General features: G+C 72.3%; 21 protein-coding genes. 7 read left to right on the top strand and 14 right to left on the bottom strand.

Going from position 1 to position 25484, the window contains the following annotated elements; translation table 11 throughout:
• Positions 1-7: 7 nt before the first annotated feature.
• The 3 genes from QRY02_RS09330 to QRY02_RS09320 form a co-directional block, all read right to left on the bottom strand.
• A complete protein-coding gene (locus tag QRY02_RS09330; RefSeq protein ID WP_285991097.1) occupies positions 8-169 on the bottom strand; it encodes a hypothetical protein in 162 nt (53 codons plus the stop codon).
• A 118-nt stretch (positions 170-287) separates the two neighbouring features.
• Positions 288-1082, bottom strand: coding sequence for an SDR family NAD(P)-dependent oxidoreductase (locus QRY02_RS09325; protein WP_285991096.1), 795 nt, complete (start codon positions 1080-1082; stop codon positions 288-290).
• 4 nt (positions 1083-1086) lie between these two features.
• Complete coding sequence (locus QRY02_RS09320; RefSeq protein ID WP_285991095.1) at positions 1087-1887, bottom strand: alpha/beta hydrolase; 801 nt, start codon at positions 1885-1887, stop codon at positions 1087-1089.
• A 135-nt stretch (positions 1888-2022) separates the two neighbouring features.
• On the opposite strand from QRY02_RS09320, the gene QRY02_RS09315 reads away from it, so the two are divergent.
• Entirely contained in the window at positions 2023-2982 is a 960-nt protein-coding gene (locus tag QRY02_RS09315) for a LysR family transcriptional regulator (RefSeq protein WP_285991094.1), read from the top strand.
• Positions 2983-2992: 10 nt separating this feature from the next.
• Here the strand turns inward: QRY02_RS09315 and QRY02_RS09310 are convergent, their stop codons facing one another.
• The gene (locus tag QRY02_RS09310; RefSeq protein WP_285991093.1) at positions 2993-3532 is read right to left on the bottom strand and encodes an ArsR/SmtB family transcription factor; all 540 of its coding nucleotides are present in this window, start codon (positions 3530-3532) and stop codon (positions 2993-2995) included.
• A gap of 58 nt (positions 3533-3590) precedes the next feature.
• Here QRY02_RS09310 and QRY02_RS09305 point away from each other — a divergent pair, with 58 nt between their 5' ends.
• Positions 3591-4826: an MFS transporter gene (locus QRY02_RS09305; protein WP_285991092.1), complete on the top strand. Its 1236-nt coding sequence runs from the start codon at positions 3591-3593 to the stop codon at positions 4824-4826.
• On the opposite strand, the gene QRY02_RS09300 is transcribed toward QRY02_RS09305, so the two are convergent.
• On the bottom strand, positions 4823-7516 hold the full coding sequence (locus QRY02_RS09300) for a BTAD domain-containing putative transcriptional regulator (RefSeq protein WP_285991091.1): 2694 nt from the start codon (positions 7514-7516) through the stop codon (positions 4823-4825). The genes QRY02_RS09305 and QRY02_RS09300 overlap by 4 nt on opposite strands.
• 388 nt (positions 7517-7904) lie before the next feature.
• Between QRY02_RS09300 and QRY02_RS09295 the strand changes: the two genes are divergently transcribed.
• Both QRY02_RS09295 and QRY02_RS09290 read left to right on the top strand, forming a co-directional pair.
• Positions 7905-8909 (top strand): SEFIR domain-containing protein, encoded by a 1005-nt coding sequence (locus tag QRY02_RS09295; protein WP_285991090.1) that lies wholly within the window; start codon positions 7905-7907, stop codon positions 8907-8909.
• Positions 8910-9149: 240 nt separating this feature from the next.
• Positions 9150-9878: a dienelactone hydrolase family protein gene (locus tag QRY02_RS09290; protein WP_285991089.1), complete on the top strand. Its 729-nt coding sequence runs from the start codon at positions 9150-9152 to the stop codon at positions 9876-9878.
• 126 nt (positions 9879-10004) lie between these two features.
• Here the strand turns inward: QRY02_RS09290 and QRY02_RS09285 are convergent, their stop codons facing one another.
• On the bottom strand, positions 10005-11753 hold the full coding sequence (locus tag QRY02_RS09285; RefSeq protein WP_285991088.1) for a protein kinase domain-containing protein: 1749 nt from the start codon (positions 11751-11753) through the stop codon (positions 10005-10007).
• Positions 11754-12024: 271 nt separating this feature from the next.
• Here QRY02_RS09285 and QRY02_RS09280 point away from each other — a divergent pair, with 271 nt between their 5' ends.
• Positions 12025-12171, top strand: coding sequence for a hypothetical protein (locus tag QRY02_RS09280; protein ID WP_285991087.1), 147 nt, complete (start codon positions 12025-12027; stop codon positions 12169-12171).
• Between the two features lie 243 nt (positions 12172-12414).
• Here QRY02_RS09280 and QRY02_RS09275 read toward each other — a convergent pair whose 3' ends face one another.
• From QRY02_RS09275 to QRY02_RS09245, 7 genes are read right to left on the bottom strand one after another with little or no spacing between them, the layout of a single operon-like run.
• Positions 12415-13311, bottom strand: a complete 897-nt coding sequence (locus QRY02_RS09275) for an NAD-dependent epimerase/dehydratase family protein (protein WP_285991086.1) — start codon at positions 13309-13311, stop codon at positions 12415-12417.
• Complete coding sequence (locus QRY02_RS09270) at positions 13308-14852, bottom strand: class I adenylate-forming enzyme family protein (protein WP_285991085.1); 1545 nt, start codon at positions 14850-14852, stop codon at positions 13308-13310. Before QRY02_RS09270 ends, QRY02_RS09275 begins: the two co-directional genes overlap by 4 nt.
• Positions 14849-16030 (bottom strand): cytochrome P450, encoded by a 1182-nt coding sequence (locus tag QRY02_RS09265; RefSeq protein WP_285991084.1) that lies wholly within the window; start codon positions 16028-16030, stop codon positions 14849-14851. Before QRY02_RS09265 ends, QRY02_RS09270 begins: the two co-directional genes overlap by 4 nt.
• Positions 16027-16782 (bottom strand): glycosyltransferase family 2 protein, encoded by a 756-nt coding sequence (locus QRY02_RS09260; protein ID WP_285991083.1) that lies wholly within the window; start codon positions 16780-16782, stop codon positions 16027-16029. Before QRY02_RS09260 ends, QRY02_RS09265 begins: the two co-directional genes overlap by 4 nt.
• A complete protein-coding gene (locus tag QRY02_RS09255) occupies positions 16779-17789 on the bottom strand; it encodes a 3-oxoacyl-ACP synthase III family protein (RefSeq protein WP_285991082.1) in 1011 nt (336 codons plus the stop codon). The genes QRY02_RS09260 and QRY02_RS09255 overlap by 4 nt, the downstream gene beginning before the upstream one ends.
• 13 nt (positions 17790-17802) lie before the next feature.
• On the bottom strand, positions 17803-19050 hold the full coding sequence (locus QRY02_RS09250; RefSeq protein ID WP_285991081.1) for a beta-ketoacyl-[acyl-carrier-protein] synthase family protein: 1248 nt from the start codon (positions 19048-19050) through the stop codon (positions 17803-17805).
• Positions 19047-19304 carry an acyl carrier protein gene (locus QRY02_RS09245; protein ID WP_285991080.1) on the bottom strand — a complete coding sequence of 86 codons (258 nt, stop codon included), beginning with the start codon at positions 19302-19304 and terminating at the stop codon, positions 19047-19049. Before QRY02_RS09245 ends, QRY02_RS09250 begins: the two co-directional genes overlap by 4 nt.
• Positions 19305-19480: 176 nt before the next feature.
• On the opposite strand from QRY02_RS09245, the gene QRY02_RS09240 reads away from it, so the two are divergent.
• Positions 19481-20683, top strand: a complete 1203-nt coding sequence (locus QRY02_RS09240) for a PucR family transcriptional regulator (RefSeq protein ID WP_285991079.1) — start codon at positions 19481-19483, stop codon at positions 20681-20683.
• A 45-nt stretch (positions 20684-20728) separates the two neighbouring features.
• Here QRY02_RS09240 and QRY02_RS09235 read toward each other — a convergent pair whose 3' ends face one another.
• On the bottom strand, positions 20729-22117 hold the full coding sequence (locus QRY02_RS09235) for a glycoside hydrolase family 10 protein (protein ID WP_285991078.1): 1389 nt from the start codon (positions 22115-22117) through the stop codon (positions 20729-20731).
• 186 nt (positions 22118-22303) lie between these two features.
• Here QRY02_RS09235 and QRY02_RS09230 point away from each other — a divergent pair, with 186 nt between their 5' ends.
• Positions 22304-25450: a S8 family serine peptidase gene (locus tag QRY02_RS09230; protein WP_285991077.1), complete on the top strand. Its 3147-nt coding sequence runs from the start codon at positions 22304-22306 to the stop codon at positions 25448-25450.
• Positions 25451-25484 lie beyond the last annotated feature (34 nt).

Raw genomic sequence — 25484 nt, 5'->3', positions numbered from 1 at the left:
CTTGTGCTCAGCGCCGGCGACCCAGTGCTTCGCGTTTGACGAACCCGATCACGCCGGTCGCGACGAACAGCACCGCGCCCACGATGATCAGCCAGAACAGGCTCTTGACCACGATGCCGAGCACGACCAGGACGGCCCAGACCACGAGCAGGGCGACGAGGATTCCCATGGCGATTCCCTTCTGAACTTTCTCAGGAGGGAAATACCCCGCCCGCGAGGTGCCTACTCCCGCCTCGCACGTCCGGGGCAGGCCCCGCGCGATGGCGAAACCCTCGCCGAGCCCGTGATCAATGGGTTTCGGTGGCGTAGCCGCCGTCGATGGCGAGGGTGGCGCCGGTGATGTTGCCCGCCACCCGGTCGCTGGCCAGGAAGGCCACCAGGTTCGCCACCTCCGCGGGCCGGGTGAACCGGCCGGTGACGGCGTGCCCGGCCGCCTCCTCGGCGACCGAGTCCGGGTTCGCGCCGGTCGTGGCGGCGAGGGTTTCGGCCACCCCGCCGGCCCCGAGCCACAGGTCCGTCGCGACCGGGCCCGGGTTGATCGCGTTGGCGCGGATGCCGCGGGGCCCGAACTCCTTCGACACCGACTTCGTGAAGTTGACCAGCGCCGCTTTCGCCGCGCTGTAGTCGATGACGCCGGGGTCGGGCAGGATCGCGTTGACCGAGGCGACCGTGACGATGTTGCCCCGGCCCGCGGTCACCATCGTCGGCAGCACGGCCCGCGTCGCCCGGACCGCGCTCAGCAGGTTCAGCGTCACCGACCGCGTCCACTCGTCGTCGGTGACCAGCAGGAAGCCGTTCGGCCGCGGGGTGACGGCGCCGACGTTGTTGACCAGGACGTCGATGCGCCCGAACTCGGCCAGGGCCAGCTCGGCGAGCCGGCCAGGCCCGTCGGTGGTGCCGAGGTCGACGGCGAGTGCGTGCGCTTTCCCCGCCTGGACGAGGGCGTCCAGGTCCGGTCCCGGCACGCGCGCGCCGGCCACGACGTGGGCACCTTCCGCGACGAGGGCTTCGGTGACGGCCAGGCCGATGCCCCGGCTGGCTCCGGTGACGACGGCGACCGCGCCGGCCAATCCGAGGTCCACGGGCTCAGATCCCCTGCTCGCGCAGCCAGCCGAGCACGGCGTCGGCGACCTCGCGCCAGCCGCTGTCGATGGTGAGCGAGTGTCCCCGGCCCTCGAACTGCTTCAGCTCGGTGACCGCGGTGGAGTCGCGGTACTGCTTGAAGGTCGAGCGGGTGACGACGTCCGGAACGGTGTGGTCGGCCGTCCCGGAGATCAGCAGGAGCGGGCCGCGGTCCGGGCGGTGGGTGTCGACCCGGGCCTCGGAGTGCAGCACGAAGTTCGCCGCCGCGGCCTGGAACAGCGGCCGGGCCGGCGACGGGATCGTCCAGCGCCGGTACAGCGCCGCCGATTCCTCGTCGGTCAGCGCGTTGCCGAAGCCGAACCGGAACTCCTTCTCGGTCAGCGACACGGCCCGGTGGAGGTTCGCCGGATTGCCCAGGGCAGGCAGGCCCGCGCGCAGCTGGGCCAGCGGCAGCGGCAGGACGCCCTTGATCTGGGCGGGGTCGATGGCGACGCCGGCGAGGCCGACGCCCTGCCCCAGCAGCTTCTCGGTGATCAGGCCGCCGAAGGAGTGCCCGATGATCACCGGCGGCCGCTCGAGGCCGGCGATGATCGACGCGAAGTGGCCGGTGGCGTCGTCGATGCCGATGTCCGCGACGACGTCCGGGTTTTCCCGGGCCAGCTCGACGGTTCCGGGCTCGTGCGGCCAGCCGGGTGCGACGGGCGCGTACCCGGCCGCCCGGAAGTGGTCGATCCAAGGGGTCCACGAGGTGGCGTGCAGCCACAGCCCGTGGATGAACACGACGGGGGTGCCCGGTTCGGCCATCGGATCCTCCAGTTCGTCCGGGTGGTCCCCGAAGCCAACCCGACGGGCGGGCCCGGCGTCCAAGACCCGTTGCGACCGGATCGATAGCCGTGGTGGCATCGTTGGCGCACCCGACCCTTCGCGCGGAAGGCCCGCATGGACCTCGACCTCAGGCTGGTGCGGTACTTCGTCACCGTCGCCGACGAACTGCACTTCGGCCGGGCGGCGGCCAAGCTCTTCATCAGCCAGCCGACGCTGTCCAAGCAGATCCGCAAGCTCGAAACCGACGTCGGCGGCGCCCTGCTGGTCCGCGACAGCCGCCACGTGGCCCTGACCCCGCGCGGCGACCGGTTCCTGCACCTGGCCCGGCAGCTGCTGGCCACCGCGGACCAGATGCTGCGCGAGCCCGCCCCGCACCACCTGCGGATCGCCCACATCTTCGAGCTGGACACGAGCCGGCTGGTCGCGGACGCCTACCTCGCCGCCCACCCCGCCATCCGGCTCGTCCAGAGCCAGATGGACAGCGCCCGCCAGCTCAGGGCGCTGCTCGAGGGCCACCCGGACGTGGCGATCGTCCGCGTCACGGGGGCGATGAAGGCGGCCCACCCGGCGGGCTGGCAGCACCGGCTGCTGCGGCTGGAGCCGTTCCGCCTGGTCGGGCGGCCCGGCGACCCCCGCCGCCCGGCGGTGTCGGTGCACGAGCGTCCGATCGAGGTCTTCGCGGACGCACCCGGCACGGCGCTGTACAACGTGCACGGCCGGTACTTGAGTTCGCTGGAGCAGCACACCGGGCTGGCCCTGCGCTGGCTGGGCAACCCGGGCACGTTCGACACGTGCCACGCGGCGCTCACCCGGGCGCCGGACAGCGCTTACCTGCTGGAGTTCGAAAGCTACGCCCGGCGGTACGAAGACCTCGGGATCCCGGCGTACCGGCCGCAGGAGCTGCAGCCGGTGTACCCGTGGTCGCTGGCCTGGCGGGACGGCGAGCGGCCGGAGACCGTCCGGGGTTTCCTGGAGGTGGCCGGGCAGCTCGCGGCGAGGCTGCGCTGGCTGCACCCCGAGCGGGCGGACGGGGTGCCGCTCTGGGCGCCGCCGGAGGACCTCGCCGTCGCGTGACGGGAAGCGGCTATTCGGCCAGGCGGTGCAGCACGATCATCCCGCCGTGGGCGGGCTCGGCGGACCGTTCGTCGTCCGTGGACACATACCGCTCGACGAGCGCGAGGATCGCGCGCTCCAGCTCGGCCGCGTCCTCGGCGGACAGGTGGACGGCGAAGCGGAGGAAGATGCGCACCGAGTCGGGGCCCGCCGCGCGCAGCTCGTCCTGGACCGCTTCGATGGGCGCCAAGGCGGCGTCGACTTCGGTGTTCGGGGGGTCGTCCAGCCACCACGATCGCGCCTTGGCGCGGTAGGGCTTCTCCAGCGCGCCGCTGTCGCCGGTGCGGACGGGCGCCGGCTCGAGCAGACCCGCCTCGATCAGCTGCCGGACGTGGTACAGGACCGTCCCGGGATCGCGGCCCAGGCGGTCGGCGAGCTGCTTGTTGGTCAGCTCGCTCTGCCAGCAGAGCCGCAGGATGCGCAGCCGCAGCGGGTGGGCCAGGGCTTTCGCCTCGCTCACCGTGGCCTCGCGCCGCGGCATCGACGCGGAAGCACCTCCGGGTTCAGCCATGGGCGAAGGCTAGTACACGTCGATGGACTTTTCTCCATCGATGTGGAATTCTCCACCAATGGGGACATCGCTTGGCGGTGGGTACTGGCGGCTGTGGACGTCGGCCGCCCTGTCCAACCTCGCCGACGGGATCCTCAAGTTCGCCCTGCCGCTGCTGGCGATCGGGTACACGCGTTCGCCGGCCCTGATCGCCGGCCTGACGTTCGCGTTCACGCTGCCGTGGCTGGTCTTCGCGTTGCCGGCGGGTGCGACCGCCGACCGCCGGGACCGTCGCTCGCTGATGCTGCTCGCGAACGTCGCCCGCGCCACGCTGCTCGCCGGGCTCCTCGTGGCCGTGCTGCTCGACGCCGGCTCCATCTGGATCCTGTACGTCGCCGCGCTCGGCACCGGTATCGCGGAAACGTGCTACGACACCGCGTCCCAGGCGATCGTGCCGCAGCTGGTCGGACGCGACAAGCTGCCGAGAGCGAACAGCCGGCTGTACGCGGCCGAGACGACGGCGCTGGAGCTCGCCGGTCCCCCGGCCGCCGGTCTGCTCGTCGCCACGGCGGCGTCGCTGTCGCTGGCCACCCCGATCGCCCTCTGGGCGGCCGCGGTCGTCGTCCTCCTGTTCGTCCGCGGCTCGTTCAAGGTGGGGACCACCGATCGGCGCCCCCGGCTGCGCACCGAAATCGCCGAGGGACTGCGGTTCGTGTGGCGCACCGGCATCCTGCGCACGTTCACCCTGATGACGGGCATCTTCAACTTCGCCAGCAGCGCGATCCTGGCCGTCTTCGTGCTGTACGCCGTGGGCCCGGACTCGGCGATGGGGCTGTCGGGGGAAGCGTACGGCTGGCTGCTCAGCCTGGTCGCCGCCGGCTGCCTCGCCGGTTCGTTCTTCGCCGAGCCGGCCGAGCGCGCATTGGGCACGGCGCGCGCCATCGGCATCGCCTTCTTCTTGGGCGCCGCGTCCCTGGGTGTTCCGGCGTTGACGGCCGACCCGGTGATCATCGGCGCCGCCTTCTTCGCCGGCGGTGTCGGCCTCATCGTCTCCAACGTCACGACCGTCTCCCTGCGCCAGCGGATCACCCCGGACCGGCTTCTCGGACGCATCAACAGTTCCCACCGCCTCGTGGCGTACGGCACGCGGCCCCTCGGCGCGCTCGCGGGCGGGTTGCTCGCCCAGAGCTTCGGCCTGCACGCGGTGTTCGCCGTGATGAGCCTGCTGGCCGTGTCCACCGTCTTCGGCGCGACGCAGGTGACCGCAACGGCCGTGGCCGAGGCCGAACGCCAAGCCGTGCGAAGCTCGGCCTAGTCGTCGCCGAGCGCGGCCAGCCTCTCCTGCACCCGCGCGTGGCGGAACTGGTACACGCCTCCGGCCTGCCTCAGCACCCCTCGCCGGTGCGCGTCGTCGAGGAAGTGCATCAGGCGCCACGGCAAGCGGCCCGTTGCCGCGAGCCAGAGGTGGTGGACGAAGTAGTTGCCCCACGCCCGGGTCACCAGGACCGTCATGCCGATGCCTGCGCCGAAACACACGCCGGCCACGATCGGGGTCACCGCGTTCGTCGCCGCCGGGAACACCTGGCCGCCCACCAGCGCGGCCGCCACGCCGTAGCACGCCGCCGCCACGCCGCGGCCCATGAAGAACCCGAACGACGCGCCCGCCACCCCGGCCGCGATGGCCAGCGCCAAGTCGAAGCGGCCGCCCAGCACCGGGAGGAACCGCGTCTGGGCCGTGAACGCGAACGCCATCCCGTCGAACAGCCCCAAGGACACCAGGAACGACACGGACAACGCGATCGCGCCGGTCCGCTCGTTGCGCAGGATCGTCCGCGGGCTCGACACGCGGCTCGCGTCGACCGGTTTCGCCAGCCACACGTGCACCGCGAACACCAGGCCGAACACCAGCGCCAGGAAGACGACCAGACCGGCCGCCAGCGACCAGCCCAGGCCGAGCAGGACACCCACCGCGGCACCGATCGCGAAGCGGCCGGCGAACTTCCGGGCCGCGCCGGCGAACCGCAGCTCCGTGCGCAGCGGCTCCGGCGGCCGGCCGAAGCGGTGGGCCAGGCAGGCGGCGCCACCGAACGACGAGCCGTAGACCGCCGCCAGCGCCGGTCCGTCGTCGACCCAGCCGGTGATCACGAAGAACACCGCGACCAGCACACCGATCAGGACCGACCGGGTTCCGGCGGGCACCGCGCGGTACAGCTGCCACCAGGCCAGGTCACGGCTGCGCGCGCGTTCGAGGTGCCGGGCCAGGAAACCGAGCCAGCGGGTGGCCTGCTCCGCGGTGTACCGCCCGGACGGGCTCGTCTTCGGGTTCCGCCCCGGTGGCTGCGGAACCTGCGCGTAGGCGTTGGGGACGAAGGAGTCGAGCAGCTGCCCTTCGAGCGCCGCGGCGTCTTCGGCGGCGAGCAGTTCCGCGGGATCGGCCGGCGGGCGGCCGTAGCCGATCCGGGCGAGATCGACCATCAACGGCGTCCGCAGCACCCGGGCCAGCGCGGCGTCCGGCTCGCGGCGCAGCCGGTCGGCGACGGGAAGCCAGCGGTCTTCGCCCTGCCGCGCGGACAGGTAGGTGATCGCCTCCTGCCGGACGACCGGTTCGAGCCGCACCACCGTGGCGGCGCCCAGCACCGTGCCGGACTCGCGCGTCGCCTGCTCGTACTCGGCGGAGCGGCAGGTGAGCACCAGCGAGCGGCCCGCCCCCACGGTCTGGTCCAGGGCGTCCAGCGCGGCGACGCGCAGGTCGGCCGGCATCTCGTCGAGACCGTCGAGGACCGGGACCACGTGGCCGCCGAGGACGAGCCGGGTCGGGGCGTCGGTCCCGTACTCGCGGGCGTTGAGCAGGGCCGGGTGGTTGTCGGCGAGCCTGGCCGCCAGCCACCGGTCGAGGTGCTCCCGCCGCGGATCCCACGACGCCAGCGACAACAGCACCGGCACCGGGGCGTCCGCGGTGCGGGTGCGCAGCAGCTCGAGCGTCAGCATCAGGGCGAGCACCGACTTGCCCGAGCCGGGATCACCGAGCACGACCAGCTGCCGCACGGGCAACGCGGTGAACGTCGCCGCGATGTCGCCGAGGTCGCCGCGCAGCGCGGATTTCCCGGTGCGCCCGACCGCCGACCAGCGCAGCATGATCGGCTGCGGCCGGTGCAGCGAACGCAGCTCGGCTTCGGCGCGCCACTGCCACGTGACGGCTTCGGCCAGCTCGGTGACCGCCCGGTCGAACTGGTGTTGCGCCGGGGGTTCCGGCTCGGGTTCGCCGTCGCCGGGCGTGGCCGCGGCGAGGATCTGCTCGTGGAGCCGCCGCAGGTCGGGATTGGGGTCGACGCCGAGTTCGTCGGCCAGCCGCCGGCGCAGGCCGTGGAACAGCGTCGAGGCTTCGGCGTAGCGGCCTTCCTTCGCGAGGGCGCGCATGAGCAGCAGGTGGGACAGCTCGCGCGTCGGGTGCTCGCCGCAGAACTCCGTCAGGTCTCGGACGACTTCGCCCGTTTCGCCGAGCCGCAGCCGCCATTCGGCACAGAGTTCGACAGCGTCGGCGCGTTGTTCGTCGAGCAGCGCGGCCCGGCCGGCGAGCGTGGTCGTCCGCAGCCCGTCGAGCGCGGGCCCGCGCCACAGGGCGAGCGCGGCCCGGATTTCTTCGACGGCGTCGACGAGCTTGGCCTGCCCGGCGAGTCCCCGCGCCGCCGCGACGTGCCGGCGGAAGCGGAGGGAGTCGAGGTCGTCGGCGTCGATCTGCAGGCGGTACCCGGGACCATCGGTGACGATCGCCCCGCCGAGTTCGCCGAGCCGGGCCCGCAACCCGGAAACGCAGTTGCGCACCTGCTTCACCGCCGTCGCCGGCGGCTCGTCGTCCCAGAGCGCGTCGACCATGCGCTCCACCGGGACGACGGCGCCCGCGTTGAGCAGCAGGACGGCCAGCGCGCGCTGCTGCCGCGGGCTCGCCAGGGTGATCCGGCTCCCGTACGCCGTCACTTCCAGCGTCCCGAGAATCCGGAACCTCATCGCAACCCCCTGGTCGTCAAGGCCGGCCCGGCTTCCGAACGCGCAGGTGGAGCGGCGAATGCCGGCGCGAGGACGAAACGAGGACGGCGTCCGGAACCCTAGGGGCACGGTGGATGAGGGGGAATGCCGGGGCGACCCGGTGGCGGGCGCGTCGTTGGGGGTCGCGCCCTCCACCGGGACCGTTCGGCCGCGGATCACCCCCTGCCGGGTCGCCGTGCTCTCGGACGATCAGCGGCTGCCGCGCCCGCGCGGGCAGGGGTGCCGGGTACCGTCCGCGATCGGCCGCATACTGGACAGAAGCCGGACAATCGGCCGGGGACACTGCCCCGCCGCATTCCATGCGGTTCAATCGGGCGTAATTCGATCCGTTATTCAAAGGAATACCTGGATGACCAACGGAGAACGCCCGAGAGTCTTCATCAGTTACGCACAGGACTCGGCAGAACACCAGGACCTCGTCCGGCAGTTCGCCACTTTCCTGCAATCCCAGCTGGGCGTGGAGGTTTTTTTCGACCAATGGGTCGACGGTTCCCGGCTGGACTGGTCGCTCTGGGCGTCCCAACACCTCACCAAGGCGGACTTCGTGCTGGCCATCGCCTCGCCCGCCTACAAGCGCCGCGCCGAGGGCGACGAGGTCGCCGACATCGGGCGGGGCTCCCAGTTCGAGGCGGCGATGATCAGGGACAACCTGACGAGGGACCTGCCACGGGAAACCCGGAGAATCCTTCCGGTGGTTCTTCCCGGCCGCACGGTCGCCGAAATTCCCTCGTTCCTCAACGCCCACTCGACCACCCGGTACGAAATCACCGAGTTCACCCTCGAAGGCGCCGCGAGTCTCCTGGCCGCGTTCACCGGTGTCCCCCGCTTCGCGCCACCGAAAATCGGCGAATGGGTGGGCTCGTGGCACGCGAACCGGCCCGCGAGCAAGCCGGCGCCGGGCCCGCAACTGCTCACCACCGTCCTCCGGCCGGTCGCCAGCACGTCGGACATCCGCTTCACGGGCGCCGAAATCGACGGGCTGCACCGCGGGTCCAGCATCGTCTACCGGCCGCAGCTCTTCGCCAACGACCCGCAGGGCGTGGTCGAGTACAACCTGAGCCGCCGGTACCGCCGCTTCGAGGCGGTCGCCGGGGTGCTCGACGACGCCGACGAGGCCGACCAGGTCGGTTACTTCCAGGTGTTCCTCGACAACGTGTCCCAAGGGCAGTTCCGGGCGCGGATGGGCGAGCCGGCCTGGATCGAGTGCGATCTCACGAACGCGCTGCGGATGAGGCTCGTCGCTTGGCGCCCCGGGATGACCGTCCACCCGCTGGCCGCCGGGGCGGCGATGGCGGTCGGCCGGTCGAACCGGCTGCCGTCACTCGGGTGGGGCGACCCGGCACTGGTCGAATAGCCGCGGAGGGCCCGGTGGAACCATCCGCCGGGCCCTCCGCGCACAGGACCAGTGCCGCAACAGGCCACGTTTGCCCTGGCGGGGAGCGGGTGTTGATCTCTGTGATACGTTCGGCGCTGTCGTGCACGACTGCGAGTTCGAGGAGGTGAGACCGATCAACGCTGTGACAGGTCGGGGCTCCCTCCTTTGCATGGCCTAGGGAGCGCCCGCACAAGGCATCCCGAAAGGCATGAAACGCTGATGCGCTTCACCTCTCAGACGTCGTCGGATGGCGTCACCGAACAGTTCTTCACCCTCGACGAATTCCCCGGCGTGCTGTGGACGCCGGAAGACGCCTCTGGCACTCGTCCCCTGATTCTGCTGGGCCACGGCGGCAGGCAGCACAAGACGGCCCCCAGCACCGTGTCCCGCGCCCGCTGCTACGCCGCCGAGGGCTTCGCAGTCGTCGCGATCGACGCGCCCCACCACGGCGACCGGCCCCAGGACGAGGAGTTCGGCCGGATCGTGGCCGCCATGCGGGCCGGCATGGCCGCCGGTGAGAACCCGGGCGCGCTGGTCGCCGATATGCACAGCTACCTGGCCGGTCAGGCCGTGGCGGACTGGCAGGCGGTCCTGACCGCCGTCCAGAGCCTCGACCAGGTCGGCGCCGGACCGGTGGGCTACTGCGGGATGTCGATGGGCTGCGGGCTCGGCATTCCGCTCATCGCCGCAGAACCCAGGATCCGGGCCGCGGTGCTGGGCCTGCTCGGAGTGCACGGGCTGGCCGAAGACGCCGCGCGGATCACTGCACCGGTGCAGTTCCTGGTCCAGTGGGACGACGAGCTGGTTCCGCGGGACCAGAGCCTGGCGTTGTTCGACGCGCTGGGCTCATCCGAGAAGACGCTGCACGCCAACACGGGCACCCATGGGGACGTGCCGTCGTTCGAAGTGGACAGCTCTCTGAGGTTCTTCACCCGGCATCTGAGCTGACCTCGCGTCACTGTGCCCGGCGCGCCGGCCGGAACGCCGTTCCCGGCCGGCGCGTCCGGTCCGGACTGTCCGGCATGGCCGAGCGAGTGCAGCTGTCCGCTCAGGGCATGCCCTCCGCCCGCAGGACTAGCTGGTTGCCGTCGGTGTCGGCGCCTCGCCCGGCAGACCGAGGAGCTTGGCCTCCCCCAGGTCGAAGGCGTCGCCGCCGACACCGCTGCTGCAGGCGGGGTTCACGACCTGCCACGACAGCCGCAGCCGGAGCACGCCGCTCACGTCGACGTCGACGGGTGTCACCTTCCCGAGTTCCAAGGTCGCCGACTTCAGCTTGCGGCCGTCACCGAACACCTCGAGCTGGACCTTCAACCCCGCGTCGCCGGAGTTGTCGTCCATGCCCGCCGTGGCGGCGAACCTGCGGTACCCCTTGGAGACGTTGTACTCGATCGCGCCGGTGTCGGGACAGGAGGAGACGCTCTTCGAGACCGTGTGCAGGTAGCTCTTGCCGGCGATGTTGCCGGGCTGGGTGTCGTTCGACCAGGAACTGCCGTTGACCGGTCTCAGGTCGGACAGGTAGACCTCGACCGCCGACTGCGCGACGGTCAGTTTGACGTGCCCGTTCAACTGGGCGCCGGCCTTCGGGTCCTGGTCGATCACCGTGCCCGGGGCGGCCGTCTGCTCGATCGAATTGACCGTCTCGATCTGGATGCCGGTACCCAGCGCGTCCTGCGCCTCCGAGAGCTTCTTGCCGATGAGATCCGGCGCGACGGTCGGCGCCGCCGAGGTGGTGGTCGAGGCCACTTCGGAGGAGGTCTCCGAGGTCGAGGCGGCCGCCGTGACGGCCGGAGGCGCGGCCTGCGGCGCCGACGTCGAGCCGGCGCTCAGCGCGATGATCGTGCCGGCCACCACCAGGACGGTTGCCCCGATCGCGAGGGGGACCGCTTTCTTCTTCCGCCGCGGACGCGGCGGGCCGACGTAGGGGCTGTCGAACACCGGATCTCCGATCCCCGGTGACGGATTCGCCCCGGTCCGAGCCTGCTGCCGAGCGTAGGTGGGAAGGGGCGGACGCTCGAGCCGTCGCCCCACCGGGCTGTTCACCAGGTCCGGCACGATCGCGTCGAGAATCGCGGCGATCCGGTCCGCACCCGGGCGGGTCGCGGGGTCGATGGCGAGCAGTACCCGCACGACCTCCCAGAGCGGGTCCGGCATGTCGCCCGGGCGCCCGGGTTCCTCCCCCTCGCGCCGCACGTACCCACCGGGGAACGGCGCAATTCCGCAGTAGAGTTCGTAGACGATCACCCCGAGGGCGTAAAGATCCGCCGCCTCGGCCGGCTCACCGCCGGCAGCGACTTCGGGCGCGAGGTACTTCGACGCTTCACGCATCGACATCTGCGGCGCTTTCGGAATGATGCGGACCAGCCCGGCACCGGACAGTTTCGGGTTGCGGACGGCTCCCGAATCATCCAACAGAACGTTTTCCGGGCACACGTCGCCGTGCACCACGCCGGCCTCGTGGATCGCGTGCAGTGCGGCGGCCACGCCGGCGACGATCCTGGCGATTTCCTTCGGCAGCAGCGTTCCCGACGCCTCGAGCCGTTCACGCAGTGATCCCCCGTGCACCAGGTCCGACACGAGCGTCACGGTGTCGCCTTCGACAAGGAAATCCTGCAACGTCACCAGGTTCGGGTGCGAAAGTCCCAGCAGGACCGACTGCTCGCGCATGAAGGCCGAGGCCGCCTCCGGCCTGCCGGACGAATCGGCCCGGACCTGCCGGCAAACGACCTCCCGGCCGTCCGGATCCACCCCGGCCCGGACCACTCCCCGCTTTCCCCGGCCGAGTTCCGCACCGAGCCGGTACCGCCCGGCGAATTCAGGTTCCATTCGCACTCCATCCTTCAGCACTTGGCCGTACACGCAACCCACTCGGCGCGATGACCGCTAATCGGGCGGCGGGACACTCCCGCTACCGATCGGCGTGCACATTCCGGAAAGTGTCCTGGTTTTGACCACTTGATCGAAAAGTCCGCACGGTGGAGCCGTCGGCAACGTGAATCGCCGACGTGACATTTTCCGGACAGGCTCGAGCGCCCGGCAACGTTTCCCGGCAGCCTCGCGACCACTCGGCGCCACGTGGACACTGTGGACAATCGCCTTGGTCGCCGGCGCGTTCGCCATGTTCAACTCGGACATGGTCGGCCAGGGCCTGATCGCGCTCGTCTTGTCCGGCGTGACCGGGTCCTACGCGTACCGGATTTGGACGTGGCAGGCTCGACGCTTGATTTTCTTCATCGTCTTCTGAGCGTTTGCCGGCAGGCGTCAGCGGTGATGGCGGACGGCACCGGCAAAATTGCCGGTCCCCACCCTCCCCCGCGACGGAAACGCCTGGTCGGGGCGCCCGCTGCGAGCGTCGGCCGCAGGCCGGTTCCGGTCGGGTCGGCGCACTACCGTCGACGCGGGTACCCGGCACCGGCGGCGGCCCGGCCGCCGGACCCCGGTCCCGTGGCGGGTGCGGCGGAAACCCCAGCGCCGCACCCGCCACGCCTCAGCGTGCCGGGAACGCCGTGGGTGCCGGCCGGTAACCGAGCCGGTCGATCGCCGCGGTGATGTCCAGGGTGCGTTCCATCGCGAACTGGCTGATGACGTACCGGTTCAGCCGGCCGCCCGGGAACACGCGGGCGAGCGGGGACAGCACGCGGGCAGGCACGTAGACCGGCCGCACCCGCACGCCCGCCGAGGCCAGCAGGCCGCGCAGGGCCCAGTCGATCGGGACCGGGGCGCTGTCGGCGATGTTGAACACGCTCGGCCACCCCGGTTCGGTCGTCGCGGCGAGCAGGCAGGCGCGGGCCAGGCCGTCCACCTCGGTCATGCTGACCAGCACCCGGCCGGTGCCGGGAACCAGCAACCGGGTACCCCGCACGTTCTCCAGCAGCCTCGGCAGGAGGGTGGTGTCCCCGGCGCCGTAGACGGCGTGCGGCCGCAGGACGACCGCGTCGCGGGCGATGGCCAGCACGAGCTGTTCGGCCGCGGCCTTGGCCGCCGCGTAGGCGTTGAGGTACTTCTCCACCGGAGCTTCGTGCTCCTTCGCCCGCACCGTCGGCCGGAACGGGTCGTACACGCTGGCGCTGCTGACGTGGACGAAGCGGCAGTCCGGGAACGTCGCCAGCACGTGGTGGGTGCCGAGCAGGTTCGTCCGCCACACCTCGCGGGCCACGCCGGTGTCGGTCGCCGACGCCGCGCAGTGCACCACCGCGTCGACGTCGGGCGGGTCGGTGAGCTTGGCCGCCCCGATGTCCCACGACCGGTACGCGGCCCCGCCGACGTGCCGGGAGTCCGCCTCGGCGCGCCTGCCGAAGGCCATCACCTGCCAGCCCGCCGCCGCCGCGGCCCGGCAGACCGCGCCGCCGACGAAACCGGTCGCGCCGGTGACCGCGAGCCTCACGGCCGGCTCGCGGTCATCAGCTCGCGCAGCCGTTGCCGGTCGAGCTTGCGGGACCGGCCCGAGCGCGGCAGCTCCGGCAGGACGACGATGCGGTCGGGCACGGCTTCGGCGTCGATCAGCTCCGGCAGCTGCTTGCGCAGCCGCCGGACGAGGCGGGCCGGGTCGGCGCCGTCGCCGTCGGCCACGACCGCGAGCACCACGCTCTCGTCCCCGGTCACCGGGTCGGGCGTCCCGACCATCGCCGCTTCCCGGACACCCGCCAGCAGCGCGATCGACGGCTCGTACAGCCCGGGGTAGATGTTGTACGAGCCCCGGATCAGCATGTCCTTCTTGCGGCCCGTCATGACGATCCGGCCGGCACCGTCCAGCCGGGCCAGGTCGCCGGTGGCCAGCTCGGTCAGCGGCGGCGCGCCGAGGTAGCCGAGGCAGGCGTTGGGGGCCGACACCAGCAGTTCGCCGTCGCCGGCGATCCGGACGCTCACCCCGGGCGACGGCGTCCCGAGCAGATCGCCCGGCAGCCCCCGCCCGATGTGCGCCAGCTTGTCCTCCGCACGGGCGACCGCCAGCGGGATCGCTTCGGTCATCGCGTAGATCGAGAGCACCTGCCCGCCGGGCACCGCGGCCATCGCCCGCCGCAGCACGGCGGGTGCCGCGGGGGCGGACCCCATCACGAGGTGGCGGACGTGCCCGGGCCACTCCGCGAGGACGCCGAACACCTCGGCCAGGTGCACCGGCACCCCGTAGGCGTGGGTCACCCGCCGTCGCGCGAGGTCGCGCGCGAAGCGCTCGGGCGGCGCGGACGGCTTCGGCAGGGAAAGCCGGGCGCCGCCCAGCAGCGCGGGCAGGCCGGCCATGATGCCGTCGGCGTGCATCACGTCCCCGGGCGCGAACGGCAGGTGCTCGCCCAGCATCGTCACCGCCGCGGTGAGCGACCGCAGTGTGTGCACGACCCCCTTCGGCTGTTCCGTGGTGCCCGAGGTGAACACGATCAGCGCGGGTGCGTCCGGGTCCCGGTCGCGCACCGGCGCCAGCCCCGGCGCGCGGCCGAACAGGTCGTTCAGCGCCAGGGCCGCGCGCGGCACCCCGGGCAGGCGGCGGCCGATGTGGACGTGCCGGATCCCGCGGTCGCCGATCGGCTGGCGCAGGTCCGGCACCGGCCAGCCGCGGCGACGGCAGAACGTGCGGGCCGGGCCGACCACACTGGTCGTGTAGAACAGCGACTCCGCGATCAGCCAGCGCGGGCGGCAGGCCCGCAGCCGCGCCGACACCAGGGCCGGGCCGACGGCCGTGTCCGCCGAGATGACCACCGCGCCGGCCCGCAGCGCCCCCAGGAACAGGCCGATCGCCAAGCCCGAGTTGCGGACGGCGAACAGCACGCCGTCACCGGGCTCGAGTCCCTCGGCCCGCAACCCGGCGCTGACCTCGATGGCGAGGCGGCGCAGCTCGCCGAAGGTCGTCGTGCGGCCGTCGGGATCGATGACGGCGATGTCGCCGGGCCGCTCCCCGGCGGTGCTCAGGAATCGGGTCACGAAATCGTTCATGCGCGGCTGACCTCCAGGCGCCGGTAGGCGGGGAAGAGCACCCCGGGTGCGGCCCGGCGTGCGGTGATCCGCAGCGCCGCGGGACCGGACAGGGTGCCGAGGATGACGTGGATCTCGGCCATGGCCAGCGGGTAGCCGAGGCAGAAGTGCGGCCCCGCCCCGAACCACAGCCGCCGCAGCTCCGGCGGGTGCGCGCGGGCGAGGTCGAACCGGCCGTGCGCCCGGGCACAGTTGAGAGTCGACAAGACGACCCGGTCCCCGGCACGCACCGCGACCCCGCCGATCCGCCCGGACCGGACGGCGTTGCGCAGGATGATCGGCGCCGGGGTGATCAGGCGGGCCGTTTCGTGGATCGCGGCCTCCATCGGCCGGGTGTCGCCACCGCGGTACGCGGCGGCGACGGCGGCCAGCTCACCGTGGTCGTGCAGCACCGCGACCATCCGGGGCAGCAGGCTGGTGATCGTCTCGGTGCCCGCGATCAGGAACGCCGACGCGAGCCCGCGGGCCTCGTCTTCGGTGAGCCCGAAGCTGCGCATCCGCCCGACCGCGGTGGTTTCGTCGCCCTTCTCCCAGGCCAGCGAAGTGGTGGCACCGATCTCCGCGACGATCGCGCGGGCCCGGGCGATCTGCCGGTCGTCGAGACTGAGCTTGCCCAGCTTGACCAGGCCGATGATCGCGGTGGCCTGGCCGGTCATCCGCAGGTACGCCGCCTCCCGCTCCGCCGTGGACCCGGTCACGGTGAACCCGACCAGCGCGCTGGTCACCGCCCCGGCGACGATCTTCGTCGTCCGCACGACATCCACCGGACGGCCGCCGCGCAAGGCCTCGGCCGTCCGGGCGAGCGGTTCCGCGCACGCCGTGTCGACCAGCCGGCGGACGTAGGCCGGCGTGAAGAACTCGGCGAGCTTGCGCCGCATCGCCCGGTGTTCCGGGCCGTCCATGTTGACCAGCATCGACGGGCCGAAGACCGGGGTCCAGAGATCCGCCTCGGTGCCGCCGCCGCTGCGGAAGGTCTCGGTGTCGGTCAGCACCTCCCGGGCCACCGCCGCCTCGTTCACGACGACCCCGAGCCCGGGCACCCGCACGGCGGGACCGAGCCGGCCGAGGACCCGGATCACCGGGTACGCGAGCGGGTGCGCCGCCAGCTGCAGCCGCAGCTCGTGCGCGGCCGCCCTCATCGGACGTCCACCGTTTCACCGCGGTAGCCGTGGCTGGTGTACCAGGCGAAGGTGTTGCGGATGCCCCACGCCTTGGTCCGCCGCTGCGACCAGTGGACGACCATGTCCCGGCGCCGCCCGTAGGCCCGGGTGACGCACCGGACGCGGTTCACCAGCGTGCGGTCCTCGTGGTCTTCTTCGATGCACGACCGGGGATAGCCGCCGCACCGCTCGTACAGGCTCGCCGTGATGGCCGTGTTCCCGCCCGCGCACAACAGGTACGGCCCGAGGTATTCCGGTCCCCGGTTGGCGCGGCGGAACCGGGCGCAATATCCGCCGAACGCCACCAGGAACGCCAGCACGGCCCGCTCCGTCCGGGGCACGGCGAAGTCGTCGGTGCGTGCCTTGAACCGGCCGCCGATCAGCTCCAGCCCGGACGCGAAGCCCCGCATGACCGCTTCGGTCCACTGTGGAGCGACGAGGCAGTCCGCGTCGGTACGGGCCAGGTGGGTGGCGCCGTTCTCGATGGCTTGGCGCATGCCGGTGTCGCAGGCGGCGCCGGTGCCCTTCTGCGGTTCGCCGATCACCCGCACGTCCATCTCGGGGTGCGCGGCGGCGAATTCGCGGACTCGCTCGGCCGTGGCGTCCGTGCTCGCGTTGTCCACCACCAGCACGGTGAAGTCGCGGTGGCGCTGGGCGGCGAGCGACCGCAGCGGCCCCTCGATCCACTTCTCCTCGTTGTACGCGGGGATGATCACCCACAGGCGCGTCACGACGACAGCTCCGCGAACACGGTGCCGACGCTGACGCCGCCGGCCAGCCCGATGAACGCGACCTTGTCGCCCGGGCCGCACCGGCCCGACTCCAGCGCCAGGCTCAGCTGCAGCGGCAGGCTGCACGAAGCGACGTTGCCGTGGTCGGTGATCGTCACGACGAGCTTGTCCTCGGGCACCCCGCTGCACTCGAGGAACACCCGCAGGTGCGGCACACCGACCTGGTGCACGCAGAAGAGCGCGAAGTCGTCCCGGCTCAGGCCGGTCCGGGCCAGTGCGGCGTCCAGCTGCGGCCGGATCCCCCGCACGACGGACTCCATCAGGGTGCGGCCGTCGCCCCTCATGTAGCCGTCGGTGACCGGGTCGCGCGAGTTCGCACCGCCGTGCCCCGGAATCGAGGCCACGTCCCAGCAGGACGAATCGGCCGAGAAGTCCCGGTGGAAGATGCCCGGTGCGGCCGAGGCCTCCAGCAGCATGGCGGCACCGGCGTCCGACAGGGTGTAACCGGCGAGGGAGTCCACGAACTGCTCGCGGCCGGTGACCGACCACCGGACCACCCGGGAGCCGGTCTCGCCGGTGCACACCAGGATGCGGCGGTACTGCCCGGAGCGGATGAGCGCCTCGGCGACCTGCATCCCGTTGAGGAAGCTGTTGCAGGCGTTCTTGACGTCGAACACCGGGCAGGCCGCGCCGAGCTTCGCGGCCACCACGTGCGCCGTGGCCGGCTCGATGAGGTCTTGGGAAGCGGACGCGAACACGACCAGGTCGAGGTCGTGCGCGCCGAGCCCCGCACCGGACAGCAGTTTCGCGGCCGCGGCCACGGCGAGGTCGGAAGCGAGCTCCCCGGGAGCGGCGCGGTGCCGCGTCTCGATCCCGCTGAGCTTGCGGATCGCCCCGGGCCGGGGCGTGAAGCCGGGGCTCTCGCGGCCGATGCGCTCCTCGATCTCGCGGTCGGCGACCAGCGCCGGGGGCAGGTAGGCGGACACACCGCCGATCGCCACGTGCATGACACCGTCCTTTCTAGACACCGGCGAACGCCAGCGTCACGTTGTGGCCGCCGAAGCCGAACGAGTTGCTGATCGCCGCGGTGAGCGTGACGCGGCGGGGCTCACCGGCCACGACGTCGAGGCCGATCCGGTCGTCGAGCGTGTCGAGGTTGGCCGTGGGCGGGACCAGGCCGTCCCGGATGGACAGCAGGGTCGCGATGGCCTCGACCGCACCGGAGCCGCCGAGCAGGTGCCCCAGCGCCCCCTTCGGCGCGGTGACCACCGGGCCGTCGCCGAGGACGCGCCGGATCGTGACGCTCTCGGTCAGATCACCCAGCGGCGTCGACGTCGCGTGCGCGTTCACGTGGCCGATGTCGCCGGCCGCGAGCCCCGCGCGGCGCAGCGCGGTGGTGATGGCGGCGCTTTGCCCGGCGCCGTCCGGATCCGGTGCGGTGATGTGGTGGGCGTCGTTGCTCATGCCCGCGCCGGCGAGCCTGCCGTACGCCTTCGCGCCGCGCGCCGCGGCGAAGCCCGCCCGCTCCAGCACCAGGATGCCGGCGCCCTCGCCCAGCACGAAGCCGTCCCGGCCCGCGTCGAACGGGCGGGAAGCCGTCTCGGGACTGGCGTTGCGGGTGCTCATCGAACGCGCCCGCGTGAACCCCGCCATGATGGCGGGCGTGATGCAGGCGTCCGTGCCGCCCGCGACCACGACGTCGGCCTCCCCCGCCACGATCATCCGCCACGCCCAGGCGATCGCCTCGGCCCCGGACGCGCAGGCCGACATCGGCGCGTGCACCCCTGCCCGCGCCCGCAGCGCGATGCCGACCAGCGCGGCCGGCCCGTTGGGCATGACCATCGGGATCAGCTGCGGCGACACCGCCCGCAGTCCCCGCTCCCGCAGGGCGTCGTGCTGGGTGACCAGCGTCGTCGCACCGCCGATCCCGGTGCCGATCACCACGCCGCACCGCACCGGGTCCACCGTGTCTTCGGCCAGGTCCGCGTCCCGGCACGCCTGCCGGGCCGCGACCACGGCCAGCTGTTCGGCCCGGTCCATGCGCTTGAGCTCGACGTGGTCCAGTTCCCCGGCGGGTTCGACGGCGAGCCGGGCGGCAATGCGCACCGGGAACCGGTACTCCCGCGTCCACTCGGTGTCCAAGGTGGACGCGCCGGCCCGGCCGTCGAGCAACCCCTGCCAGGTGGCGGGCACGTCGCCGCCCAGCGGCGTGGTCGCGCCGACGCCGGTGACCACGACCTCGACGTCGTCGCGCGGTGGGCCCTTCACGCCGCGGCTCGCAGGTAATCGGCGACGTCGCCGAAGGTCTGCAGCCGGTGCAGGCCGTCCTCGGGGATCGTCAGGCCGTAGCTGAGTTCGATCTCGTCGGTCAGCTCGACCATGGCCAGCGAGTCGATGTCCAATTCGTCGCGCAGCGACAGGCCGGTCAGCGGGCGTTCGGCGGACATCGCCACCGGGTCGGTGCCGGACACCTTCGCGATCAGCTGGGCCAGGGTGCGCTCGACGTCGTCCGAAGGGCTCACGAGTTACCTCTCACGGGTGCGGTTCAGGGCGGGATACCGGGCCGGATGGCCACTTCCAGCAGGCTGGCAACGGGCGCTGACCGACAGCTGACGGGTGGCCCGGAATCCGGCCCGGCTGTGCGCAGTGCACAACCGGTTCGCGGCACCGGCCCACCCCGCCGGGCTATGGTCGGCTGATGCCGGGGCATCCGCACGCGTCCAGGAGGGTCATCCGCGAGGTGGCCACCGTCGTCCTCACCGAGCTGCCGTCGTTCGCCGACCGGCTGACCGAGCGGGGTGTGGTCGAGGAGAAGACGTTCTACGCGCGCGGGGACTGGGTGGCGCCCGCGGACATGCGGCAGTCGTTCATGGACAACGCCCGCAGCGCACTGGTCCTGATGACCGACGGGTTCGAAACGCGGGCCGACTGGATTTCGGCCCCGCTGGCGACCGGCCGCCGCCGCGCCGAACAGGGCGTGCCCTTGGAGGCGGTGCTGCACCTGTTCCGGCTGGGCACCGAACTGCTGTGGGAGATGCTGCTCGCCGCGGCCCGCCGCCGGTCACCGGACGAGCTGGCCGAGTTCGTCGACAGCGTGATGGTGCTGTGGCAGGCGACCGACCGCGTCTCGACGGCGATGGTCGAGGGGTACCGGTCGCGGGAGATCCAGCTGCAGACCCGGGCGAACCGGCGCCGGGAACGGCTGGTCCGGGTGCTCGTCGAGGGCCGGGGCGTCGACCCGGCCGTGGCCGCGGACGCCGAGGCCGACCTCGGCCTGCCCGGGCACGGCCGGTACGTCGTGGTCCTCGTGGTCTGCGACCTGGCGGCCGAGGAGATGGTGCCCGTGCCCGAGCTGGCGGCACTGGGGGTGCGCGTGGTCGTGGCGCCGTACCGGGACCGGGTGGTGTGGCTGGTGGAGCTGGGCGGGCACACCGCCGACCGGCTGGCCGGCCTGCTCGCCCCCCACCTGCGCCACCGCGCCGGCCTGTCCGGCGAAGTCGACGGCCTGGCCGAGATCGGCATCGCCTACCAGCTGGCGGAAATCGCGCTGCACACGCAGTCCCCGGACGTGCCGGGCCTCGCCGTGCTCGACGACCGGCTGCCCGAGGCGCTGGTCGTCGCCAGCCCGCGGCTGGCCCAGCGGCTGGCGGCCCGGGCCCTGGGCCGCGTCCTGGACCTGGAAGACGAGGAGCGCCAGGTGCTCCTGGACACCCTGCGGGCCTGGTTCCGCGCGGACCGCTCCCCCACCCGCGCGGGCGAACTGCTGTACTGCCACCGCAACACGGTGCTCAACCGGCTGCGCAAACTCGAGCAGCTCACCGGGGCGTCCCTGGAAGACGACCGCCACCGGCTGTGCTGCCGCCTGGCCTTGCTGGCCCACGACCACCTGCGCCGCGAGTGACCCGCCGCGGAGCGCGAACTCCGCGGGCGGGTCACCCACGCCGGTTCAGGAGGCGCTGCAGCTGACGCTGGGCCAGGTCCGGTTTCCGTTGGTCATGATGGTGACACCCCAGTTGTTGCCGCTGCCGTTGGGTGTCGCGATGAGCACCTGGCTGCTGGGCCAGGTGGCGTTGACGTTCCAGGTGGTGCTGATCCGCTCGGGGCTCGGCACGTTCATCGTGACCGTCCACGACGAGGAGCCGCTGACCGAGACGTTGAGGTTGTACCGGTCACCCCACGACTGCCCGGCCGAAAGCGTTGCGGTGCAACTGCCCCCGCCCGGTGTCGTGGGCGTGGTCGTCGGGGTCGTGGTGTCCGTCGGGGTGGTCGTGGGTGTCGTCGGTGTCGTGGTCGGGCCGGGGCCGGCGGAGTTGAGGACGTTCAGCACCGAGTTGTAGGCGGCCTTCTTGTTGCCGTTGCCGTCGAACAGCAGCGGGCTTTCGTTGGACCGCCAGGAATCGCTGTCCCGCACGCCCCACACGGTGATGCCGACGCAGCGCGCGACGTTCACGCACGCCTGGGTCAGCGCCGAGTACTGCGAGGTGTTCGAGTTCGTGACGTCGACCTCGGTGAGCGCCACGTCGACGCCGAGCGCCGCGAAGCTGGAGATCGTCTGCTGGAAGTTGCCCGGCACCGAGCTGCCGCCGGTGAAGTGGGCCTGCAGGCCCACGCAGTCGATCGGCACACCGCGCGACTTGAAGTCCTGGACCATGCGGTAGACGCCCTGGGTCTTGCCGTAGCTCCAGTTGTCGATGTTGTAGTCGTTGTAGCAGAGCTTGGTCGACGGGTCCGCCGCGCGCGCGGTCTTGAACGCGACCTCGATCCAGTCGTTGCCGGTGCCCTGCAGGTTCGACTGACGACGGCTGCCGTCTTCGTTGAAGGCCTCGTTGACGACGTCCCAGTACGCGAGCTTGCCCTGGTAGTGGGCCATCACCTTCTGGATGTGGTTGATCATCGCGCTGCGCAGCGCACTGCCGCCCATGTTCTGCATCCAGCCGGGTTGCTGCCCGTGCCAGGCGAGGGTGTGCCCACGGACCTTCGAGCCGTGGCTGACCGCCCAGTTGTAGACCTGGTCGCCCGCCGAGAAGTTGAACTGGTTTTGGTTGGGCTCGGTCGCGTCCGGCTTCATTTCGTTTTCGGGCGTCACCATGTTGAACTCGCGCGCCGCGATGGTGGTGTAGGCCGAGTTGCTCAGCCGTCCGGCGGCGATCGCCGTGCCGAAGTACCGGCCCGACTGCGCGGCCGCTGCGCCCAGGGTACTGGCCGCAGCGTCCGCACCGGGTGCCGTCACCAGCACGGTTGCGGTCGCGGCCACGGTCGCCACGCCCGCCAGCACTCGAGTGGTCGTCGACCGCCACCAGCGCCTGCGGCGCAGGTCCGACGAACTTTCCGCCATTCGTGGTCTCCTTCGGTGAAGTTCCCCTTGACCAGCAGCAGAGCACGCCGCCGGAGCGCCACGCAAAAAGTTTCGACGGATTTTCGACGAACGCACCCCGGCCTGGCCGAAACGTTGAAAGTTTCCTGCAACCCCGCAGTCGATCTTGGCACTGTGTACCGCGTAGGAATCCGACTGGGAGGTTGCATGAACTGGAGACACCCTGTCGCCGCGGTCCTTGCCGTGGCGCTGGCGACGAGCGGCACCATCACCGGAACCGGCGCCGCGGCCGCGACGCCGGACCCCGGCTCCGCCCGGACGGTCACGCTGGTCACCGGTGACCGGGTGGTGCTCGCCGGGGCCCGCGTGGTCTCCGTGCAACCCGGGCCGGGTCGCGCGCAGACGGCGTTCGAGCAGCACACCGACGTGTCCGGGGACGTGCACGTCACGCCGCAGGACGCCGTGCCCGCCGTCCGGGCCGGGCAGCTGGACCCGCAGCTGTTCGACGTCACCAGGCTGATCGGGTTCGGCTACGACGACCAGACCCGCCGTGACCTCCCGCTGATCGTCGGCAGCGGCGCGGCCGCGGCCCGCGCCGCCGGCCTGCAGGCGGTGCGGGAGCTGAAGAGCCTCGGCGCGACCGCCGTGCGCGCGGTCAAGGGGACGAACCTGCTGGCGCCGGCGCTGAAGTCCGCCGCGCCGCGGATCTGGCTGGACAGCCCGGTCCGGGGCACTCTGGACCGGAGTGTGCCGCAGATCGGCGCGCCCGCGGCGTGGCAGGCCAGGCTGACCGGCAGCGGCGTCACCGTCGCCGTGCTCGACAGCGGGATCGACACGGCGAACCCCGACCTGACCGGCGTGGTCGCCGACGCGAAGGACTTCTCCGGCAGCGCCACCGGCACCACCGACCGCTACGGACACGGAACGCACGTGGCGTCCATCGTCACCGGCCGCGACGCGAAGTACCGGGGGGTCGCCCCGGGTGTCCGGCTGCTCAACGGGAAGGTGCTCGGCGACGACGGCTACGGCCTGGCGTCGGGCATCATCGCCGGGATGGAGTGGGCGGCGGACAACGGCGCCAAGGTGGCGAACCTGAGCCTGGGGACCCGGTTCCCCAGTGACGGCACGGACGCGCTTTCCCTGGCGGTCGACCGGATCACCGAGCAGACCGGCATGTTGTTCGTCGCCGCCGCGGGCAACGACGGTGCCCTGGTGACCAGCCCCGGCGCGGCGACCCGCGCACTGACCGTCGGCGCTGTGGACCGCGACGACAAGCTCGCCCCGTTCTCCAACCGCGGCCCCCGCGACGGCGACGGGGCGATCAAGCCGGACCTCACCGCACCCGGTGTCGGGATCGCGGCCGCGAAGGCGCACGACAGCGTGCTGGGGACGAGCGCGCCTTCGGTCGACGAGTACCACGTGCGGCTGTCCGGCACGTCGATGGCGGCCCCGCACGTGGCGGGCGCGGCGGCGATCCTCGCCCAGCAGCACCCGGACTGGCAGGCGCCGGAGCTCAAGGCCGCGTTGATGGGCAGCGCCGAACCGGGCGCCGGGATGTCGGTGTTCGAGCAGGGCGCCGGGCGGGTCGACGTGGCGAAGGCCGTGGCCCAGCCGGTGGTCGCGAGCCCGGCGAGCATCAGCCTCGGCACCGCGCAGTGGCCGCACGACGACGACAAGCCACTGGTCACCACGATGACCTACCGCAACGCGGGCTCCACCGCGGTCACCGTGAACCTCACGACCGACGTGCGTGGCCCGGACGGCGCGCCCGCCCCGGCCGGCATGGTCACCGTCACGCCCGGCTCGCTGACGATCCCCGCGGGCGGGACCGCGCAAGCGACGGTCACGGTGGACACGCGCGTGGCCGCGCCGGACGGCGGCTACCAGGGGGCGGTGCTCGCCGGCGGCGTGCGCACCCCGATCGCGGTGACCCGCGAAGCGGAAAGCTACGACGTCAAGCTGAACTTCCTCGACGAAAAGGGGAATCCGACCCAGAACTTCTCCTACGGCTTCACCGATCTCGACCGTCGCCGCGACTTCGGCGGCAGCACCGCCACCGCTCGCGTGCCCAAGGGGCGGTTCTACTTCCAGGCCACCACCTGGACCGACGACCGGCGGTACGTGTTCGCGGTCGAGCCGGAGTTCGTCGTGACCGGCCCCGCCGAGCTCACCGTCGACGCGCGGACCGCGGTCGCCCCCGACGTGCGGTTCCCCGACCGCCCGTCGGCGAAGATCGGCCGGGCCGCCTACGGTTTCGAGCGGGACGCGGCATGGGGACGCATCACTTCGTGGATGTACCTCCCCGATTTCGGCGACTTCCACGTCCGCCCGTCGACGACGTCGGCGAGCAGCTTCGACCTCGCCGTCGAGGTGCAGGCGGCGGAGCCCGACGGCGCGGGCGGCTTCGGCACCAGCGGCTACCTGTACAACCTGCGGACCCACCTGCGCGGCTCGATTCCCGCGAAGCCGTCGCTCACCGTGCGGGACAAGGACCTGGCCCGGGTGCGGACCGAGGCGGCGGTCACGAAGCCCGGTTCGACCGGGACGCGGGAAGGCATGATCACCCGTCCCCTCCCGTACGGACTGGACGAGTTGTACTCCCCCGGTGAGCAGTGGTACCCGCTGTTCTCCGAAGACGGGGTCAACCTGCTGCTGGACGCCGCGCCGCGCAGCTACCGCCTGGGCCACCCGGTGCTGGAACGCTGGAACGCCGCGGTGTTCGGCCCGGCGTTCCCCGCCGGTCCGCGCAGCCGCGCGCTCCGGCAGGGGGACACGATCGGCGTGTCCGTGCCGATGTTCACCGACCAGCACGCCGGCCGGATCTCCGACGGCACTCCCGTCGCCGGCGCGCACACCACGTTGTCCCGGGACGGCAAGGAAATCGGCGCTTCGGACACCGCCGGGCAGGGTACGTTCGCGGTGCCGCCGGACTCCGGGGTGTACGTCCTCCACACCGAAGCGACGCGGGACAACGCCCTGTCGTCGAAGGTCGTGGCGGACTGGACGTTCACGTCGGGGACGGTGACCGGCACGACGCCCGCGTCCCTGCCGCTGCTGGCCGTCCGGTACGCCCCGGCGGTCGACGCCCGCAACCGCGTCCCGGCCCGGCTCCCGACGTACGTCCCGATCACCGTGGACGACAACGCGGGCGGCCCGGCCGAGCTGACCGCCCTGAGCGTTTCGTACGACGCGGGCGCGACTTGGCGCGCGGTGCCCTTCTCGGCCAAGGGAGCGCTGCTGGTGCACCCCGCCGGCGCCAAGACGGTGTCCCTGAAGGCGACCGCGACCGGCCAGGCGGGCAGCAAGGTGGAGCAGACGATCATCGACGCCTTCCTGCTCGCCGGCGACGCGTAGGGATCCGCGCTCAACCATCGCCGCCGCCGGACGT

Origin of the sequence: Amycolatopsis sp. DG1A-15b (assembly GCF_030285645.1) — a bacterium.
Classification (GTDB): Bacteria; Actinomycetota; Actinomycetes; order Mycobacteriales; family Pseudonocardiaceae; genus Amycolatopsis.
The sequence above is the reverse complement of the archived record's forward strand: the minus strand, read 5'-3'. Positions and strand labels throughout refer to the sequence as shown.